The 18367-nt window shown below is 70.6% G+C and carries 18 protein-coding genes; 8 read left to right on the forward strand and 10 right to left on the reverse strand.

The window, feature by feature from the left end:
• Positions 1–23: 23 nt before the first annotated feature.
• The 7 genes from AB0B33_RS38695 to AB0B33_RS38725 all read right to left on the reverse strand — a co-directional run bounded on the left by AB0B33_RS38695 (position 24) and on the right by AB0B33_RS38725 (position 6520).
• The gene (locus AB0B33_RS38695) at positions 24–947 is read right to left on the reverse strand and encodes a sensor histidine kinase (RefSeq protein WP_360781398.1); all 924 of its coding nucleotides are present in this window, start codon (positions 945–947) and stop codon (positions 24–26) included.
• 53 nt (positions 948–1000) lie between these two features.
• Positions 1001–1411 (reverse strand): hypothetical protein, encoded by a 411-nt coding sequence (locus tag AB0B33_RS38700; protein ID WP_247020604.1) that lies wholly within the window; start codon positions 1409–1411, stop codon positions 1001–1003.
• Between the two features lie 52 nt (positions 1412–1463).
• Positions 1464–2759, reverse strand: a complete 1296-nt coding sequence (gene clpX, locus AB0B33_RS38705; RefSeq protein WP_360781400.1) for an ATP-dependent Clp protease ATP-binding subunit ClpX — start codon at positions 2757–2759, stop codon at positions 1464–1466.
• 227 nt (positions 2760–2986) lie between these two features.
• A complete protein-coding gene (locus tag AB0B33_RS38710; RefSeq protein ID WP_360781402.1) occupies positions 2987–3640 on the reverse strand; it encodes an ATP-dependent Clp protease proteolytic subunit in 654 nt (217 codons plus the stop codon).
• A gap of 25 nt (positions 3641–3665) precedes the next feature.
• Positions 3666–4271, reverse strand: a complete 606-nt coding sequence (locus AB0B33_RS38715; protein ID WP_247020600.1) for an ATP-dependent Clp protease proteolytic subunit — start codon at positions 4269–4271, stop codon at positions 3666–3668.
• Between the two features lie 138 nt (positions 4272–4409).
• Positions 4410–5801, reverse strand: a complete 1392-nt coding sequence (tig, locus tag AB0B33_RS38720) for a trigger factor (protein WP_247020598.1) — start codon at positions 5799–5801, stop codon at positions 4410–4412.
• A 128-nt stretch (positions 5802–5929) separates the two neighbouring features.
• On the reverse strand, positions 5930–6520 hold the full coding sequence (locus AB0B33_RS38725; protein ID WP_360781405.1) for a TetR family transcriptional regulator: 591 nt from the start codon (positions 6518–6520) through the stop codon (positions 5930–5932).
• A 138-nt stretch (positions 6521–6658) separates the two neighbouring features.
• Between AB0B33_RS38725 and AB0B33_RS38730 the strand changes: the two genes are divergently transcribed.
• Positions 6659–8755, forward strand: coding sequence for a fatty acid desaturase (locus tag AB0B33_RS38730; protein ID WP_360781407.1), 2097 nt, complete (start codon positions 6659–6661; stop codon positions 8753–8755).
• A gap of 20 nt (positions 8756–8775) precedes the next feature.
• Here the strand turns inward: AB0B33_RS38730 and AB0B33_RS38735 are convergent, their stop codons facing one another.
• Positions 8776–9330, reverse strand: a complete 555-nt coding sequence (locus AB0B33_RS38735; RefSeq protein WP_360781409.1) for a hypothetical protein — start codon at positions 9328–9330, stop codon at positions 8776–8778.
• Between the two features lie 178 nt (positions 9331–9508).
• On the opposite strand from AB0B33_RS38735, the gene AB0B33_RS38740 reads away from it, so the two are divergent.
• The 3 genes from AB0B33_RS38740 to AB0B33_RS38750 all read left to right on the forward strand — a co-directional run bounded on the left by AB0B33_RS38740 (position 9509) and on the right by AB0B33_RS38750 (position 13647).
• The gene (locus tag AB0B33_RS38740) at positions 9509–11044 is read left to right on the forward strand and encodes an ATP-binding protein (RefSeq protein WP_360781411.1); all 1536 of its coding nucleotides are present in this window, start codon (positions 9509–9511) and stop codon (positions 11042–11044) included.
• A gap of 170 nt (positions 11045–11214) precedes the next feature.
• Entirely contained in the window at positions 11215–12981 is a 1767-nt protein-coding gene (locus AB0B33_RS38745) for a glycosyltransferase family 39 protein (protein WP_360781413.1), read from the forward strand.
• Between the two features lie 15 nt (positions 12982–12996).
• Complete coding sequence (locus AB0B33_RS38750; RefSeq protein WP_360781415.1) at positions 12997–13647, forward strand: GNAT family N-acetyltransferase; 651 nt, start codon at positions 12997–12999, stop codon at positions 13645–13647.
• Here the strand turns inward: AB0B33_RS38750 and AB0B33_RS38755 are convergent.
• Both AB0B33_RS38755 and AB0B33_RS38760 read right to left on the reverse strand, forming a co-directional pair.
• The gene (locus AB0B33_RS38755) at positions 13634–14812 is read right to left on the reverse strand and encodes a hypothetical protein (RefSeq protein ID WP_360781417.1); all 1179 of its coding nucleotides are present in this window, start codon (positions 14810–14812) and stop codon (positions 13634–13636) included. The genes AB0B33_RS38750 and AB0B33_RS38755 overlap by 14 nt on opposite strands.
• Complete coding sequence (locus AB0B33_RS38760) at positions 14809–15855, reverse strand: helix-turn-helix transcriptional regulator (protein ID WP_360781419.1); 1047 nt, start codon at positions 15853–15855, stop codon at positions 14809–14811. Before AB0B33_RS38760 ends, AB0B33_RS38755 begins: the two co-directional genes overlap by 4 nt.
• A gap of 274 nt (positions 15856–16129) precedes the next feature.
• Between AB0B33_RS38760 and AB0B33_RS38765 the strand changes: the two genes are divergently transcribed.
• From AB0B33_RS38765 to AB0B33_RS38780, 4 genes are all read left to right on the forward strand, one after another.
• On the forward strand, positions 16130–16708 hold the full coding sequence (locus tag AB0B33_RS38765) for a hypothetical protein (protein ID WP_360781421.1): 579 nt from the start codon (positions 16130–16132) through the stop codon (positions 16706–16708).
• A 22-nt stretch (positions 16709–16730) separates the two neighbouring features.
• The gene (locus AB0B33_RS38770; protein ID WP_360781422.1) at positions 16731–17393 is read left to right on the forward strand and encodes a Crp/Fnr family transcriptional regulator; all 663 of its coding nucleotides are present in this window, start codon (positions 16731–16733) and stop codon (positions 17391–17393) included.
• Between the two features lie 80 nt (positions 17394–17473).
• Positions 17474–17743, forward strand: coding sequence for a hypothetical protein (locus AB0B33_RS38775; RefSeq protein ID WP_360781425.1), 270 nt, complete (start codon positions 17474–17476; stop codon positions 17741–17743).
• A complete protein-coding gene (locus AB0B33_RS38780) occupies positions 17740–18360 on the forward strand; it encodes a hypothetical protein (RefSeq protein ID WP_360781427.1) in 621 nt (206 codons plus the stop codon). Before AB0B33_RS38775 ends, AB0B33_RS38780 begins: the two co-directional genes overlap by 4 nt.
• Positions 18361–18367: the final 7 nt, after the last annotated feature.

Here is an 18367-nt window from a genome sequence, read left to right on the forward strand (position 1 = left end):
GGCCGCCCCGGCAGGGTCCGGTGTCAGCCGCAGCGGAAGTGGACCCGGGTCGTCGTGCGGCCCGGGACCCAGTACGTGCGGACCAGGTCGGCCAGCCGGTTCACCAGCAGCAGCCCGCGGCCGCCCAGGGTCGACGCCGGGGGCGGGATGCGGCCGGCCAGCGGGTCGGTGATCGTGCCCGCGTCGGTCACCTCGCCGACCACCTCGTCCCCCGCCGCCCAGAGCCGCAGGACACCGGTGCCGCCGCCGTAGAGGACGCTGTTCGTCGTCAGCTCCGCGATCGCCAGCGTGAAGTCGTCGCGGCGCGGGCGGCGCAGGCCGTGACGGGCCGCCCAGAGCTCCGCGTAGCCCCGCAGTGCGGCCAGCTGGGCGATGTCGAACGTGCGCTCCGCCGCGCCGGGTGGCGGCTCCAGCGGGCGGCTCAGCTCCGCCCGGACGGCGTCGGGGTCGAAGCGCGGGCTCACGAACGGGCCGGCCAGGCCCCACAGCTCGGAGTGGGTGCGCTCGGCGTCGGCCAGCATCGACGGGGTCAGCGCCTCGACGTCGTACGGGCACAGCACCGCCGTCTCACGGCCGGCGAAAGCGTGGTTCATCAGGGCCTCGTGCTCCACGCACGCCGGGTATTCGGCGTCCGTGCGGCCGGCCCAGACCGGCTCGCCGACGATCCGCACCGGGCCCTCGTGCTCGGCGGCGAGGGCGCGCAGCATGGAAGGCAGGATGGCGCCGGGGTTGCGGCCCGCGCGGCTCAAGTCGATCAGCCGGACTTCGCCCGCCCGGCGATCCAAAGCCTTCTCGACCAGCAGGAGGTTGCGCGAGGGAACCGCGACGACCACGGGCTCGCCGCGGTCGAGACCTTCGAGCAGGAACGGAATGACACCATCGAGGTACTCAGCGTCACCACGGTAGAGAAGTGCCGGATGCCGGAACGGTCTGAGGGCATCTACCACGGGGGCTGCATACCCACGCGGTCACGGCGTCAAACGATCCGGTCGGCGGGTTTTCACTCCACCCAGCGGCCGACGACCGAAATCAGCCAGAAGCCGACCATGGTCGCGAGCGCGAACAGGACCACCCAGTTGACCAGCTGACGTCGTTCGGTCGCGCCGCGGGCCTGCCACAGCCCGTAACCGCCCACGAGGAACAACGGCACCGGGAGCAGCGGCAACGGCGAGAGCCGGGACACCACGGCCACGACGCAGGTGCCGGTGCACACGGCCAGCACGCCCATCAGCACGCGGTTGAGCCACGGGTACCGCTCGAACACGGACGCGATCACGCGCTCGCTCAGCTCGCGGAACCCGAGGACCGGCCCGGCGGCCACCGGTTCGGTGGCCGGGGCCGGTGGCGGCGGCGCTTGCACGCCACCGCCCGGGGCAGTGCCCCCGGTACCCGGGAAAGAATCAGCAGTCATTCAGCTTTTCCTGTCGGTCTCCGGGCCCGTGCGGGCCCGGAGACGGCCGGCGTCAGGCCGACTTTTCGCCGCGCTCGCTGCGCGCGCGCCGAGTCGGCTGCCGGGCGACGATCGTCGGGTTCACGTTTTCCCGGACGGTCTGCTCGGTGATGACGACCTTCGCCACGTCGTCGCGGCTCGGGATGTCGTACATGACCGGCTGCAGCACCTCTTCCATGATGGCGCGCAGCCCGCGGGCACCCGTGCCACGGAGGACCGCCTGGTCGGCGATGGCGTCGAGCGCCGTGTTGGTGAACTCGAGCTCGACGTTGTCCATCTCGAAGAGCTTCTTGTACTGCTTCACCAGGGCGTTGCGCGGCTGGGTCAGGATGTTGACCAGCGAGTCCTTGTCCAGGTGGTTCACCGTCGCCACGACCGGGAGCCGGCCGATGAACTCCGGGATCAGCCCGAACTTGATCAGATCCTCGGGCATGGTGTCGGAGAAGACGTCGCTCTCCTCGATCTCGGACTTGGTGCGGATCTCCGCGCCGAACCCGAGGCCGCGCTTGCCGACCCGCTCGTTGATGATCTTTTCCAGCCCGGCGAACGCGCCGGCCACGATGAACAGCACGTTCGTCGTGTCGATCTGGATGAACTCCTGGTGCGGGTGCTTGCGGCCGCCCTGCGGCGGGACCGAAGCGGTGGTGCCCTCGAGGATCTTCAGCAGCGCCTGCTGGACACCCTCGCCGGACACGTCACGGGTGATCGACGGGTTCTCGCTCTTACGGGCGATCTTGTCGACCTCGTCGATGTAGATGATCCCGGTCTCGGCCCGCTTGACGTCGTAGTCCGCCGCCTGGATGAGCTTGAGCAGGATGTTTTCGACGTCTTCGCCGACGTACCCCGCCTCGGTCAGCGCCGTGGCGTCCGCGATCGCGAACGGGACGTTCAGCAGCTTCGCCAACGTCTGCGCGAGGTAGGTCTTGCCGCACCCGGTGGGGCCGAGCATCAGGATGTTCGACTTCGCGAGCTCGACCGACTCCTCCTTGGAGTCCTTCGGGCCGGCCTTGTCGTCCGCCTGGATCCGCTTGTAGTGGTTGTAGACCGCTACCGCGAGAGTCCGCTTGGCGTCTTCCTGACCGATGATGTACTGCTCGAGGAACTCGTGGATGTCGGCGGGCTTGGGCAGCTCGTCGAGCTTGACGTCGCCGGCCTCGGCCAGCTCCTCCTCGATGATCTCATTGCAGAGGTCGATGCACTCATCGCAGATGTAGACCCCGGGGCCGGCAATGAGCTTCTTCACCTGCTTTTGGCTCTTCCCGCAGAAAGAACACTTCAGCAGGTCTCCGCCGTCACCGATCCGTGCCATGGCCTGTGACCTCGTCCCCTCCGGCGCGGGTTTCCGCGCCTGACTGTGTTGCGACGGTGCGGCCCCGGCCACCCGTGACCGAGCGGAGCCGCACGCATTGCCACTGACGGTACCCGTCCGATGCCGTGGGCGGGAACACCCACGAGCTCCGGGAGCACATCAGAGGACGACCCTAAACCAGGATGCCGGTGTGTGTCGTCTTCTCGACACACACCGGCCTGGCGGATCTACAGCGCCGACGCCTTCCGGTACGGCAGCACCTCGTCGATGATGCCGTACGCCTTGGCCTCCTCGGCCGTGAGGATCTTGTCGCGCTCGATGTCGGCCCGGATCTGGTCCGGGTCCTTGTTCGTGTGCTTGGCCAGGATGACCTCCATCTGGCGGCGCATCCGCTGGATCTCGTTCGCCTGGATCTCGAGGTCGGAGACCTGGCCGTACGTGCCCTCGGTGGCGGGCTGGTGGATCAGCACGCGCGCGTTCGGCAGGGCGAAGCGCTTGCCCGGGTTGCCGGCGGCGAGCAGCACCGCGGCGGCCGAAGCGGCCTGGCCGAGGCAGACCGTCTGGATGTCCGGCCGGATGTACTGCGCGGTGTCGTAGATCGCCATCAGCGAGGTGAACGAGCCACCCGGCGAGTTGATGTAGATCGTGATGTCGCGGTCCGGGTCCTCGTGCTCGAGGTGCAGCATCTGCGCCATCACGTCGTTGGCCGACGCGTCGTCCACCTGCACGCCGAGGAAGATGATCCGCTCTTCGTACAGCTTGTTGTACGGGTTCGACTCCTTGACGCCGTAGCTGGTGCGCTCCACGTACGACGGCAGGATGTACCGCGACTGGGGCGTGCTCGGGGCCCGGAAGTCACCCGGGAGCCTGAAGTTGCTCATCGAAAGTCTCCTGAATGCGTCGCGCTTAGTTCGAGGCCGGACGGGCGATGTCGCGGGTGAGGACGTGGTCCACGAACCCGTAGTCCTTCGCCTCCTGCGCCGTGAACCAGCGGTCGCGGTCGCCGTCCGCGATGATCTGCTCGACCGTCTGCCCGGTCTGGTCCGCGGTGATCTGGGCCAGCTCGCGCTTCCACTTGTTGAACAGGTCCGCCTGGATCGCGATGTCCGACGCGGTGCCGCCGACACCGGCCGAGGGCTGGTGCATCAGGATCCGCGCGTGCGGCAGCGAGTAGCGCTTGCCGGGCGTGCCCGAGGACAGCAGGAACTGCCCCATCGAGGCCGCCATGCCCATCGCGTACGTCGCGACGTCCGGGCGGATCAGCTGCATGGTGTCGTAGATGGCGAACCCGGCCGTGACCGAGCCACCCGGCGAGTTGATGTAGAAGCGGATGTCGGATTCGGCGTCGTCGGCGTCGAGCAGCAACAGCTGCGCGGTGATCCGGTTGGCGACTTCGTCGTTCACCTCGGAACCGAGGACGACGATGCGCTCCTGGAGCAACCGCTCGAACACCGAGTCGGTGAGGGTGAGCCCTGCGGTGCCGGACCGCGCCTCGGGCGTGTGCTGCGTCACGTCTGCCTGCCTTTTCGCCGGCGGCGGCCCGGTGCTGACGGCCACCGCTGTCGTTTCAGATGCTTGAGATCTTGTATCCGACCCTAACGAACTTGGGCGGTGCAGAATGCCTGACACCGCCCAAGTTCGCTCACAGCTTCACTCCGCCGGAGTCTTCGCCGTTTCGTCGGTGACCTGCGTCTCCTGGGTTGCCTCGTCGGCGGCCGGCTCGTCCGAGCCGAACAGCTCGGTGAGGTCGACCTCGGCGCCGGAGCCGTCGGTCACGGCGGCCTTGCGGACCACCGAGGCGAGGGCCTTGCCGCGCCGGACGTCGGCGTAGATCGCGGTCAGCTGGCCCGACTGCTGGGCGCGCTGGACGTACTCGTCCGGGCTGATCCCGAAGCGCTGGGCCTGGTAGATGATCCGCTCGGTGAGCTCGCCGTCGTTGACCGAGACCTCTTCCTTGTCGGCGATGGTGTCCAGCAGCAGCTGCGTGCGGACGGCCTTCTCCGACTCGGTGCGGGTCTCCGCGTCGAACTCTTCGAGGGTGCGGCCTTCGGCCTCGAGGGCCTGGGCGAACTGCGCCTCGTCGTGGTCGAACGGGTGGATCGCGTCGTGCTTGCGGTTCTCGATCTCGGCGTCGAGGACCTTCTCCGGGATCGGCACCTCGGTGCGCTCCAGGAGCTCGTCGAGCACCTTGTCGCGGGCCTGGACACCCTGCTGCATCTTCTTGACGCGGCCGAGGCGCTCGCGGAGGTCGCCCTTGAGCTCCTCGATGGTGTCGAACTCGCTCGCCATCTGGGCGAACTCGTCGTCGGCCTCGGGCAGCTCGCGCTGCTTGACCGACTGGACCGTCACGGTCACCTCGGCGTCCTTGCCGGCGTGCTCACCGGCGACGAGCTGGGTGGTGAACGTCTTGGTCTCGCCGGCGTTCGCGCCCACGATGGCCTCGTCGATGCCGTCGACGAGCTGGCCGGAGCCGATCTCGTAGGACAGCCCGGTGGTGCTCGCCTCCTCGACGGCCTCGCCGTCGACGGTCGCGGCCAGATCGATCGAAACGAAGTCGCCGGTCTCGGCCGGGCGCTCGACGCCGGTCAGCGTGCCGAAGCGGGCGCGCAGCTCGTCGAGCTGCTCGTCGACCTCGGCGTCGGTCAGCTCGACGTCGTCGACGGTGACCGCGAAGCCTTCGAGGTCGGGGAGCTCGATCTCCGGGCGCACGTCGACCTCGGCGGTGAACTCGAGGACGTCGCGGTCTTCGAGCTTGGTCACGTCGAACTCGGGGTTCCCGAGCGTGCGGACCTCGTTCTCGCGAACGGCCTCGATGTACTTGGCCGGGATGGCCTCGTTGACGACCTCGTCGAGCACCGGGCCGCGCCCGATCCGGCTTTCCAGGACGCGAGCGGGCGCCTTGCCGGGCCGGAAGCCCGGGATGCGCACCTGCTGGGCGATCTTGCGGTAGGCGCGGTCGAAGTTCGGCTTCAGCTCGTCGAACGGCACCTCGACATTGATCTTGACTCGCGTCGGGCTCAGCTGCTCGACGGTGCTCTTCAAGGTCTTCTCCTCGAGCGGTAACGATTGTGTAGGACAATCCTGCGGAAATGGCCCCGGTCACCTGCAGACCGGGAGGTCCGAGTCTAGGCCAGTGGCCCGCGCCGCCGGGGCGGGGGCCACCTGCGGCGTCACGACCCGAGCATCCGGCCGATCACCCAGCGCATCTGGCCGCTCGCGTGCTCGGCCGAGCCGCTGGGCTGCACCAGGTGGGAGAGCAGCAGCCGGACGAAGGCTTCGACCGCGACCGCCCACTCCGACGGGGTCAGCCGCACCTGGGGGTAGGCGCCCGCGAACACCGCGGCGACGGCGTCGACGGCCCGGCCCAGCACCGCCTCGGGCTGGGACGTGAGCAGCGGGAGGAAGTCGTCGCGGCCGCCCTGCGCGCCGCCGAGCGCGATCTCGATCAGCGGGTTGGCGCGGGCGGCTTCGAGGGTGTGCCGGAAGGCCTCGGTGACGCCGTCGACCGGGTCGTCCGGGTGCGCGGCGACGTCGGCGTGCACCCGCTCGACGAAGCGGTCGGTCTCGTCGAGCATCAGCGCCTCGGCGAGCTCGGCCTTCGAGCCGAGTTCGTTGTAGACGGTCTGCCTGCTCACCCCGACCCGCGCGGCCAGTTTCCCCATCGTCACGGCGGCCCAGCCGTCCGCGGCGATGACGTCCGCGGCCGCGGCCAGCAGCCGCTCGCGGGTGCGCGCGGGGGCGACGGGAGTGACGGCCTTCACAGGGCGAGCTTACCCACCGCTAACGTTCCGCTGGCGAGCCCCTTTTTTCGGAGCCTGCCAGAACGTTTACAAACCGGTCAGGGTTGTCTACGGTGACTCCCGCCTCGCCAGGAGCTTCTCGACCGAGGAGACCACTCGATGCCCGTCGCCCTCACCCAGCAGCACGGCCGGGTCGCCGTGGCGCCGACCGGGGAGCGGACGGCCCGCGCCGTCGTGCCCGCGCCCCGCGTCTGCCTGCCCGCCGTCTCGGTGCCGGCGCTGCTGCTGTTCGCCGGCGGCGCGGCGGTGTGGGCCACCGCGACGTGGCTGCTGCTGGCGGGACTCGTGCCGGCGGTGGTGACCGTGCTGCTGAACACCGTGGTCACCTTCGCGATGTACACCGTGGTCCACGAATCGGCCCACCACTCGGCGGGGAAGCTGACCTGGGTCAACGAGGTGCTCGGGCGGCTGGCGGTCCCGTTCGTCGCGGCCTACGCCTCCTTCCCCTCGCTGCGGTTCGTCCACGGGCTGCACCACCGCCACACCAACGCTTCGGCGCACGCCGACCCGGACGCGTGGACCTCGCGGGGCCCGCGCTGGCAGCTGCCGCTGCGCTGGCTGACCCTCGACGTCTCCTACGCGCGCTGCTACTTCGCCCGGCTGCGGTCGCGGCCACCGCACGAGCTGGCCGAGACGCTGGTGGTGCTGGCCACGGCGCTGACGGCCGCGGCGGCGCTGGTCACGAGCGGCCACGGCGTCGAACTGGTGCTGGTGTACCTGCTGCCGCAGCGGCTCGGGCTGGGCCTGCTCGCGTGGTCGTTCGGCTGGCTGCCGCACCACGGCCTGCCCGCCGCGGGACCGGAGGGCCGCTTCGGCACCACCCGGGTGCGCGTCGGGCTCGACCGGCTGCTTACCCCGGTGCTGCTGGCCCAGAACCTGCACCTGGTGCACCACCTGCACCCCGCCGTCCCGTTCCACCGGTACCGGCGGGTCTGGCTGGAGAACCGCGAGGCCTACTTGACCAGGGACGTCCCGCTGAGCACCGCGTGGGGCCGCGAACTGACCGCGGCGGAGTACCTGGCGGCGGCCGGGCTCGAAACCGAACCCGAGGTCGTGGTGCCCGCACCGGCCTCGCCCCCGCTCGGCCCGAGCCGCTTCCACCGGCTGCGGGTGCGCGAAGTCCGGCAGCTGACCGCGGACGCGGTCGCGCTCACGTTCTACGTCCCGCCGCAGCTCAAGGACGAGTTCCGGTTCACACCCGGCCAGCACGTGGCGGTCCGCGCGGTGCTCGACGGGCTGCCGGTGCGGCGGACGTACTCGATCTGCGCGCCCGCGGCGTCCGGCGAGCTGCGGATCGCGGTGAAGCGGCGTCCGGGCGGCGCGTTCTCGAGCCACGCGACCGCGGCGCTGGCCGAGGGCGACTTCCTCGACGTCCTGCCGCCGTCGGGCGGGTTCACGCACACCCCGGACCCTGCGCGGACCGCGCACTACGTGGCGCTGGCCGCGGGCAGCGGCATCACGCCGGTGCTGTCCATCCTGGTCAGCACGCTGTCGGCGGAGCCGCACAGCAAGGCGACGCTGCTGTACGTCAACACCTCCGGCGCGACCACGATGTTCGCGCGGGAGCTGAGCGCACTGGCCGACGGCTTCGGCGGCCGCCTGCACGTCGTGCACTACCGCACCGACGAGCGCGACCCGGACCTGCACGCGCACCGGCCCCGCCAGTTCGACGTCGTCGGCGAAGCACTGGCCATCTCCCACGAGCGCTACCAGCGCGGCCGCCTCGACGGCACGCGGCTGCGCGCGCTCCTGCAGAACCGCCTGCACCCGGCGAAGGTCGACGAGTGGTTCCTGTGCGGCCCGCGGGGCCTCACGGACCTGGCCCGCCGCACGCTGGCGGACGCGGACGTCCCGGAAGAGAACGTCCACTTCGAACTGTTCCGCGGCGCGGCCCCGCTGCGCGACCCGGCGGGCGCCCCGGCCGCGGTGACGGTGACCCTGGGCGGCCGGACGACGTCGATCCCGGCCGCCGCCGGGGAAACGGTCCTGGACGCGGCCCTGCGCGCGGGCTTCGAGGTCCCGTATTCGTGCACCGGCGGCGCGTGCGGGACGTGCCAGGCGACGCTGCTGCACGGCCAGGTGGAGATGGACGTCCGCTACGCCCTGACGGAGGACGACGCGGCGGCGAACCGGATCCTGACGTGCCGGTCGAGGGCGACGACCCCGGAGGTCGCGGTCGACTACGACCGCCGCTGACCCCCGGCGCCGCCACGCCGTCAGCCGGTCCGGGTGGGCGGGGTTCCCTGACCACCGCCGGGCTGGGCGCCCGTCTGGCCCTCCGTCACCGACGTCGCCGTCGCCGTGGTGCCCGACTCCGTGGCCACCACCGTGATCGTGTCGCCGGTCGCCAGGCCCGTCGCCTGCGCCGACGTGATCGTGTACGTCTTCGAGAAGCCGTCGTCGCTCTTCGCCGTCAGCGACGTCGCGCTCAGCTCCGTCACCTCGCCCGTCTGCATGAGCTTCGTGACGTAGCCGCCGTTCCCGTCCGAGGACACGTACTCGCCGTGCAGGGCCGAACCCAGGCCGCCGCTGCCGCCCGTCAGGCCGCCCGGGCCGCCGTTCATGCCACCCGGCCCCGCGGCCGTGCCGGTGGCCGCCGAGGACGACGAAGCGGCCCAGACCGCCGCTCCCCCGCCGGCCACGATCACGGCCGCGACGGCGCCAGCCGCGATCTTCTTTCCCGGGGACCAGCCCGCCCGCGGCGGCGTGCCCGGTGCGGGCGCGGCGCCCCACGTCCGGTCCGGTGTGGACGGTGCCTGCGGTGTGGTCATCGTGGTGCTCCTTAACGAGATCCTTCGGTGCGGTCCACGGTGCGGCCCCACGCTGTGCGCGGACTGTGCCCGCCGTCAGCCGTTCCTGTGACCGGCGGAATCGCCGCAGCCGCCACCGCACAGCCGCCTCACAGGCAGCACACAAGCCGCACACACGGCCCGGCCGGACGCTGAACCCATGGCCGCGCGAACCGTCTCGTCACGCCCCCGCCGGGGGCGGCTTTCGCTGCGCGCGAAGCTGACCGGGTCGATGGTCGTGCTGCTCACCGTGGTGTGCCTGATCGTCGGCGTGGTCAGCGAACTCGCGCTCGACGTCTTCCTCACCCGCCAGGTCGACCAGCAGCTGTCCGCCGCCGCGACCCGCTCCCTCGTCTTCGCGAGCAACGCCCGCCCGCAGGACGCCGGGCCGCCCGAGGACCAGGGCCAGCACCCCCTCGGGCAGAACGTGGGCACGGTGAGCGGCACCTTCGACGCGCAGCGGCGGCTCGTCCACGACGACAGCATCTCCGAGCACGGCGACCGCCTGCGGCTTTCGGCGGCCCAGCAGGCCGTCATGCTCTCGGTGCCCGCCGACGGCAGGCCGCACACGGTGTCGTTCGACGACCTCGGCGAGTACCGGCTGATGGCGCTGCCGGTCACCGGGACCGGCGAAGTCGTGGTCACCGGCCTGCCGATGGCACCGGTCACCGCCACGCTCGTCACCGTCGGGCTGATCCTGTTCGGCGTCGCCGCCGCGGGCGTCCTCGGCGCGGCTTTCCTCGGCGCGTTCGCGGTCCGCCGCACGCTGCGCCCGCTCGACCGCGTCGCGGCCACCGCGGGGCGCGTGACCGAGCTGCCGCTCGACCGCGGTCAGGTCGCGCTGTCCATCCGCGTCCCGGAGGCCGACACCGACCCGCGCACCGAGGTCGGGCAGGTCGGCTCGGCGCTCAACCTGATGCTCGGCCACGTCGCCCAGGCCCTCGAAGCCCGCCAGGACAGCGAGATCCGCGTCCGCCAGTTCGTCGCCGACGCCAGCCACGAGCTGCGGACACCGCTGGCCGCCATCCGCGGGTACGCCGAGCTGGCCGCCCGCGGCAGCGCGCTGGTGCCGCCCGATGTCGCGCACTCGATGGGCCGGATCCAGTCCGAGGCCGTCCGGATGTCGGCGCTCGTCGAGGACCTCCTCCTGCTCGCGCGGCTCGACGCGGGCCGCCCGCTCGACGTCCGCGACGTCGACCTCACCCGGCTGGTCGCCGACGCGGTCGGCGACGCCCAGGTCGCCGGCCGCGGCCACCGCTGGCTCCTGGAGCTGCCCCCGGACCCGGTCCTCGTGCACGGCGACGTCCAGCGCCTGCACCAGGTCCTGGCGAACCTGCTGGCCAACGCCCGCACGCACACGCCGCCCGGCACCACGGTGGTGACGGCCCTGGCCCGCTCGGTCGACGGCAGCGCGGTGCTCACGGTGACCGACAACGGCCCCGGCATCGACCCGGACCTGCTCCCCGAAGTCTTCGAACGGTTCGCACGCGGCGATTCGTCGCGCTCCCGCAACGCCGGCAGCACCGGCCTCGGCATGGCGATCGCGTCCGCGGTCGTGCTCGCCCACCACGGCAGCATCGAGGTGCACAGCCGTCCCGGACGGACGGAGTTCGCGGTGCGCCTCCCCGTGGCCGTGCCCGCACAGCGAGTGCACAGCATCGGCACAACCCGGCCCCAGCTCGGCACCGGAAGCTGACCCTCATGACCGCTGTGACATCCGGGGCTTCGCCCCGGGCCGGGGGCTCCGCCACCCGGAACCCCCGAAAAGCCGGTGTAGCATCACGCGAAACCGTAGTAACCCCTCCTGTACCCGCCCGCTCGACCTGGCACCGGCCCGCACTGGCCGTCCTCCTGCTCGGCACGGCGGTGCTGTACCTCTGGGGCCTCGGCGCGTCCGGCTGGGCGAACGCCTTCTACTCGGCGGCCGCCCAGGCGGGTTCGGAGAGCTGGAAGGCGCTGTTCTTCGGCTCCAGCGACGCGGCGAACGCGATCACGGTCGACAAGACCCCGGGGGCGCTGTGGGTCATGGGGCTCTCGGCGCGGGTCTTCGGCGTCAACGCGTGGAGCATCCTGGTGCCGCAGGCGCTGATGGGCGTGGGCTCGGTGTGGCTGCTGCACGCGGCGGTCCGCCGCACGTCCGGCCCGGCCGCGGGCCTGCTCGCCGGGCTCGTGCTGGCGCTGACCCCGGCCGCCGCGCTGATGTTCCGCTTCGACAACCCCGACGCGCTGCTGGTGCTGCTCCTGGTCGCCGCCGCGTACTGCGTGGTCCGCGCCGCCGAGAAGGCGAGCCCGCGCTGGCTCGCGCTGGCCGGCGTCGCGGTGGGGTTCGGCTTCCTGGCGAAGATGCTGCAGGCGTTCCTGGTGCTCCCGGCGTTCGCGCTCGCTTACCTGATCGCGGCGCCGGTGTCGCTGGGCAAACGGCTGCTGCACCTGCTGGGCGCGTTGCTTTCCACGGTCGTGGCGGCCGGCTGGTACCTCGTGGTGGTCGCGCTCTGGCCGCCCGCCGACCGCCCGTTCATCGGCGGCTCCCAGACGAACTCCCTGTGGGAACTGGTCTTCGGCTACAACGGCTTCGGCCGCATCACGGGCGACGAGGTCGGCAGCGTAGGCGGCGGCGCCGGCCGCGGCTGGGGTTCGACCGGCCTGACCAGGCTGTTCGGCAGCGAAATGGCGGGCGGCATCGCGTGGCTGCTGCCGGCGGCCGTGCTGGCGCTGGGCGCGGGCCTGTGGTTCACCCGCCACGCCCCGCGCACGGACCGCTCCCGCACGGCCCTGGTCCTCTGGGGCGGCTGGCTCCTGGTGACGGCGCTGGTGTTCAGCTACATGGGCGGCATCATCCACCCGTACTACACGGTCGCACTGGCCCCGCCGATCGCGGCACTGGTCGGCACGGCGGCGGTCCAGCTGTGGCGCCTGCGTTCCCGCCCATCGGCATCGGGCCTGCTCAGCGGCGGCGTGGCCCTGACAGCGCTCACGGCGTACCTGTTCCTGTCGAGCTCGACGTGGCAGCCATGGCTGGCCCCGACGATCCTGGTGGGCGGCCTGCTGGCGGCGGTGGCCCTGTTCTTCGCAGCCCACCTGACCCGCTGGGCGGCGTCCGCGGTCGCCGTCCTGGCCCTGGTCGCGACTTTGACCGGAACGGGCGCGTACACGCTGGCCACGGCGTCGGTGACACACAGCGGCGCAATCCCGTCGGCAGGCCCTTCGTCCGGCTTCGGCGGCCGAGGCCCCGGCGGCGCACCGGGCGGCTTCCGCGGCGGCGGCCCGGGCTCACTGCTGAGCACGACGATGCCGGGCGCTTCCCTGACGGCGTTGCTGCAGAAGGACGCCTCCCAGTACACGTGGACGGCGGCAACGGTGTTGTCGAACGCGGCGGCGGGTTACCAGCTGGCGAGCGGAGCGCCGGTGATGGCGGTGGGCGGCTTCAACGGGACCGACCCTTATCCGACGCTGGCGCAGTTCCAGCAGTACGTGGCTGCCGGCCGGATCCACTACTTCCTGGGTGAGGGCATGACGATGCCGGGCAGCACGGGTTCGGACGCGGCCCAGCAGATCGCGGAGTGGGTGGCCGACCACTATGAGGCGTCCACTGTGGATGACGTGACCGTCTACGACCTGACCTCGATCGGCTGAACAATCCGGTAACCGATGTCCCGCAGACTGGATATCTCCGACACTTCGTGCCAAAATCCGGCCTTCTCCGCGACAAGTGGGGAACGCCAGATTCTCGACCGGGCCGGAATCCGTTCTGCGGGCGCACGGCCGGCGCCCGAACGACAGGAGTCCTCAACGGTGAGTCGATACTTGGTGCGACCGGTCCAGCCTGGTGATATCGAGATCCTCAGCGAAAAGTTCGGCGACCGGCACTTCCTCGACGACCGGCTGCTCCGGCAGAAGAACGGTCTCGGTGTGCTGTTCACAGCGTGGTCCGGCGACGACCCCGTGGGGCTGCTCTACCTCTGGCTCGAACCGGCCGAGGAGCCGGAAATCACCGCCGCGTTGCCGGAGGTGGCACTGCTCACCCATTTGGAAGTTTTGCCGGAACTGCGCAACCGAGGTATCGGCAGCGAGTTGATGAAGCACGCCGAGCGCTACCTCGAGGACCACGGCCACGAACAGGTCGCGCTGGCGGTCCACGAGGACAACACTCGCGCCGCCGCGCTGTACGCCAGACTCGGCTACCAGGACTGGGGCGGCGGCAAGATCGTTTGCCACACCTACGAGGTCCGGCCGGACGGCAGCGTCGTCCGGGAGCCGGAGAAGTGCTACGTGCTCGTGAAGTACCTCAAATCCGCGTGACCGCACGAGGCCGTGGCAGCCGGCGTTTCGGCGTGGTGCCGATCCGGCCGTCGACCCCGGGCTGGGCGAGGTGGGCAACACCCAGCGCAGCCAAGGCGTGATCGACGCCGAATCCCGAACGGTGGTCCCGGCGGAGGTCGCCGACGTGCCGGCGCCAGCGCACGGTGTCCGCCTGCCAGGCACGGAGGTACCGCACGCACAGATCCGGCGTGATGTGGTGGTTGCGTCCGATCGCGGCTTTGAGCGAGGCGATCATTCGAGCTTTCTGCGCGGGTTCGATCGTCGCTGCTTGGACCCGTTCGATGGTCGTCATGATGATCTCCCGCCGAGCGGGCAGGAATCCGCGCCAATAAGCTTCACCGGCGTCAGGCAGTCCCAGACCGTTGTCCAAGAGCGCGTAAACGCCTTCGGCGAGTGTGTCGCCCAGTTCCTCACCACGAGCTCGTGAGGCGTCGCGGTACGGATCGTAGGGGTGCTGGATCGCCGAACCCACAACCGCCGGCGGCCGCAGCGTCAGACCGTCCAAGAGGAAGAACCAGTCTTCGTTGTAGATGTTGGGGAAGAACGACTCGAACGCGGCCTCGCCGACGACGAGCGCACCTCCCCCGATGAACGTGTCTTGGTCGACGCCGACGTCGCGAAGTGCGTGGCAGACAACCGAGTTGTCCGGCATGCCGGCGTTCGCCAGCCCGACGACCGGATGCCTGGCGAGCAGTCCCGCCGCGGCGTTGAGGTCGCCGGGGTCGGGCAGGACGATGTCGTCATCGAGGAAGAGGACACGACGCCACCCGGCGACGATCGCGATGAGCAGGCCGAGGTTCCGTTTGAGGCTGGTGTCGACCGGCCGGTGGAACCGGCCGGCGCCGAGCAGCTTGTCCGTGCTGAACGTCGGGACGAGTGGTTCGGGGAGCAGATCCACATCGATGGCCCGCACCTGGACGCCGGACCGCTTCGCCTCCAGAGCCGCGCTCGAAGCACTGGCCCGCTTGCTGCACAACAACAGTAACGGCACCTCGAGCTTGCGAGCCGCCTCGATCGCTTGGGCGAGGTACGCCGCCGGCCGTCCGTTGGGCACGATGATCGCGTCCAGTGCAGCGGAGGGCGCCTTGACCGATTCGACGCGGGTCAGCAGATCTTGGTGTGATGGGTGCTGCCACGCGTTCATCCGGCTTCGGGCCATTCGTGCAGGCGGTTCTCGTCGATGCTCCAGTCAGGCGTCAGTCCATTGCCGTCCACGACGAGCACACGGCTGATGACGCTGAACAGCTCGTCGTCGCCGAACCGTTCTCGGACGTACGCCTCGTTGCGGTCCCGGAACCGTTCGTCGGTGAGCGCCCTGACCGCACCCAGCGTGCCTCGACCGTACATGCCATTGCACACGGTCACAGTGCGCTTCCGGTTGAACGGACTCACCCCGCGGTAGAAGTGCGCGACGTCTTCCAGCAGGTGGCCGTTCTCATCCAGCTGAGGTTCGATCAGCTTCTCCCGGCCGTTCTCCTCGACCAGGAACCCGCCGTGTTCGGCATCTGCCTGTCGACCGACCTGGGCCACCGGCAACTCGACCCGCTCGATGACGTCGCGGGTGACGGAATTCCAGTCGACACCCCCCAGCAAGATCAGGTGCGTGGTGTAGTGGTCGGTGGACAACTCGTCGGCGGTGTGGAACGTGACTTTGTTGCCGGGATTTCGCGCACGGATGTGGCCGAACAGTTCGATCAAGGCGTCCGGGTCGGCGTACGTGTACAGGGAGACGAAGTCAGCGCTGTCCGGATCCGTGTAGGGAAGGGACTTCCGGAACTTCTCCGGGAACGGCGCACAAACTATGGTCACGTCCTGGTCCTCGGGGAAGGTCCAGAGGTCGGCGACGGTCTCCGTGCCGTCACGCAGCCACAGCAGTTCGGCGAGCAGTTCCTTCCGCCGGACGCGCTCCTCGTCCGTCAGTTCTTCGAGAGACAGGACCCGAACGCGCCCGCCGTCCAGGGAGCGCCGTGTCGCGAAGAGCGTCGCGTACGCCTCGAGCCGCCGGGCGGGCGGGCGTACGGGTTTGTCGGCGTTTTCCCACGACGAGATGAGGGAGATGCTGAGCGGCTTGCCGACGCCGAGAGCGTCGGCCAGCTGCGCCTGGGTGATACCGGCTTCTGGCCAGTGCGTCTCCCGCAGCGCCCTCAATCGACGGGCGAGAGCAGGCCGGGGCGCGATCGGGGACACAACCTCGCCACCCTTCAGTAAATTTCAGCCCTGCAAACGGGTGCGCTGATAGTACTCCCCTGCGACGCGGAGCGCTGCGCCGCCTCGCCGAGTTGGCCTACAGTCACGTCACGACCTGTCGAAATGGCTGACATCAAACGAGTAACAGCAATCCACCTCCGTTGATACAGGTCATCTCAGGCTCTACAGTGAAGTTGACTGAACTTCAGTTCATATCTGAAGGCAGGAGCCGGCCATGGACAGCTCGGGCGACATACCCCGGTACCGGACCATCGTGGCAGTCGACATCGAAGGCTCGACGGCGCGGACGAATCCGGCTCGGGCCCAGCTCCGGAGCGTCCTGTCCGAGCTGCTGGACGAAGCCTTCCTCGCCGGTGGGATCACCAAGAAGTACCGCGACGGCTTCGTCGACCGGGGTGACGGCGTCCTGTGCCTGGTTCGCCCGGTCGACCAGGCGCCCAAGCCGGTCCTGCTCGCGACCGTCGTCCCCGCGCTGGCCGAACTCCTGGAGAAGCACGCCCGGAACCGGCCGGACCTCGCCTTCCGGCTGCGCGTCGCCGTGCACGCCGGCGAGGTGCACTACGACAGCCGCGGACCCTACGGCGAAGACATCGACATCGCCTGCCGCTTCGTCGACGCACCCGAGCTGAAACGACGGCTGCGTATCAGCGCCGGTCCGCTGGCGCTCGTCGTATCACCGGAAATGCACCGCTCGGTGGTCCGGCACGGCTACCCCGGCATCGACCAGGACGCTTTCGCCCCGGTGGTCCACGTCAGAGTCGGCACGCAACGCCTTCGGGGGTGGCTCCACGCACCCGAAGGCGTCGAGCCGGAGGAGGACATGACCGCGTAGGACCGCGAAGGAGGTGGGGACAGTGGAACCGACAGGATTCTGGACCGGACTGGCCCCGGCCGATCGGCGGGTGCTGGCGGAAGCCGCCACGCGGCGCTCGTACCGGCACGGCGAAACCCTGTGCCGGGAAGGTGACCGCTCGAGCGTCGTGCTGGTGCTGCTGTCCGGGCAGGTGCGGATCGTCCACGGCTCCGCCGACGGGCGCGAGGTCGTCGTCGGGGTGCGTGGCGCCGGCGACGTCATCGGCGAACTCGCCGCGATCGACGACCTGCCGCGGTCCGCGACGGTCCAAGCGCTCGAAGACCTCGACGTCCTGGAGGTTCCCGGCGACCGGTTCGCCACCCTGTGCCGGACGCGGTCGCGGATCTCCTGGGCACTGCTGCTCGTGCTGTCCACGCGCCTGCGATCGGTCGGCAGGCAGTGGCTGGACGTCGGGGGCGGGGTGGCCGCGCGACGGGTGGCCGCGCAGCTGATCCAGCTGGCCGTCCAGCACGGCGTGCCACGCGGGCCGGACATCGAAATCGCCGTCCCGGCCACCCAGGCGGAGCTGGCCATGACCGCCGCGATCTCCCGCGAATCCTGGGCGCGTGCGACGCGCGACCTGCGACGGCAAGGGGTGATCAGCACCGGCCGGAGACAAGTGACGATCCACCGCTTGGCCGAACTTCGACGAATCGCGAGCTGAATCCCGCCTTCTGAGTCACCTGACACACAAGGCGCGGCGTTCCGGAGGTTTTCTGGATCCACCGAGGAGGAGGGCAACTCATGGACCCCTACACCACCGCCGCACCGCGCGGCAGCCGCTGGCGTCGTGGCGTCTACGCCGCCGGGCTCGTCATCCCCTTCACCGCGTCCCAGCTGTGGGCGCTGCTGGTGCTGCTCCGGCTCGCGCCGCTCGAGGGCCTCGTGGGGCAGGCCGTCGTGCTCGTCCTGCTGGGATCCGTCGCCGCGGTCTGGGCCGGGTGGCGGTGGACCTGGCGGCTCGGTAAGGACAAGGACCTCCACCCCGCCCCCAAGACCCGGATCCCGACATGACCTCCGCGCCGGCGATCGTGGCGGCCATCGTGGCCGCCACCGGAGCCGGACGCCTGCTGCGTCACCTCGGCGGCTTCTTCCGCCGCCACCCGACCGAAAGGAGCACGGACATGACCACCAGGCAGCCGTCCTTCCCGCTGCGGATCTACCACTGGCGGTGGGAGATCCTGAGCCTGACGCTGCTCCCCTACGCCGTCGTGACGTTCGCGCTGTGGGCGGGCCCGCTGTGGGCCTCGGTCATCCTCGCCGCCGCGCTCGGCTGGGCGGTGCTGCGCCGTCACCAGGTCCGCGCCCGGATCCGCGCGGTCGCGCTGCAACACCGCTTGCGGGCGGCGTTCCCGCAGCTGCGCCTCCCCGGCGGCCGGCCGACGATCCTGTGGAGCCGCCCGCGCGGCGGTGACGTCGTCGTGTCGCTGTACGGGCACGAAGCCTTCGACCACCTGCACCGCCACCGCTCGGTACTGGCGGCGGCGTGCGCGGTGCCGGAGGTGTACGTCGACCGCCACCCGCGCTACGCGAGCCTGGTGACGCTGACGATCAGCTTCACGGCACCGAAGCACGAGCCCGGCCGGGCGTCCCTGCCGAGCAACGTGGTGCCGCTGCGGGTGCACAGCTGAGGTGCGG

The sequence above is a fragment of the Amycolatopsis sp. NPDC049159 genome (assembly GCF_040648295.1).
Classification (GTDB): domain Bacteria; phylum Actinomycetota; class Actinomycetes; order Mycobacteriales; family Pseudonocardiaceae; genus Amycolatopsis; species Amycolatopsis pretoriensis_A.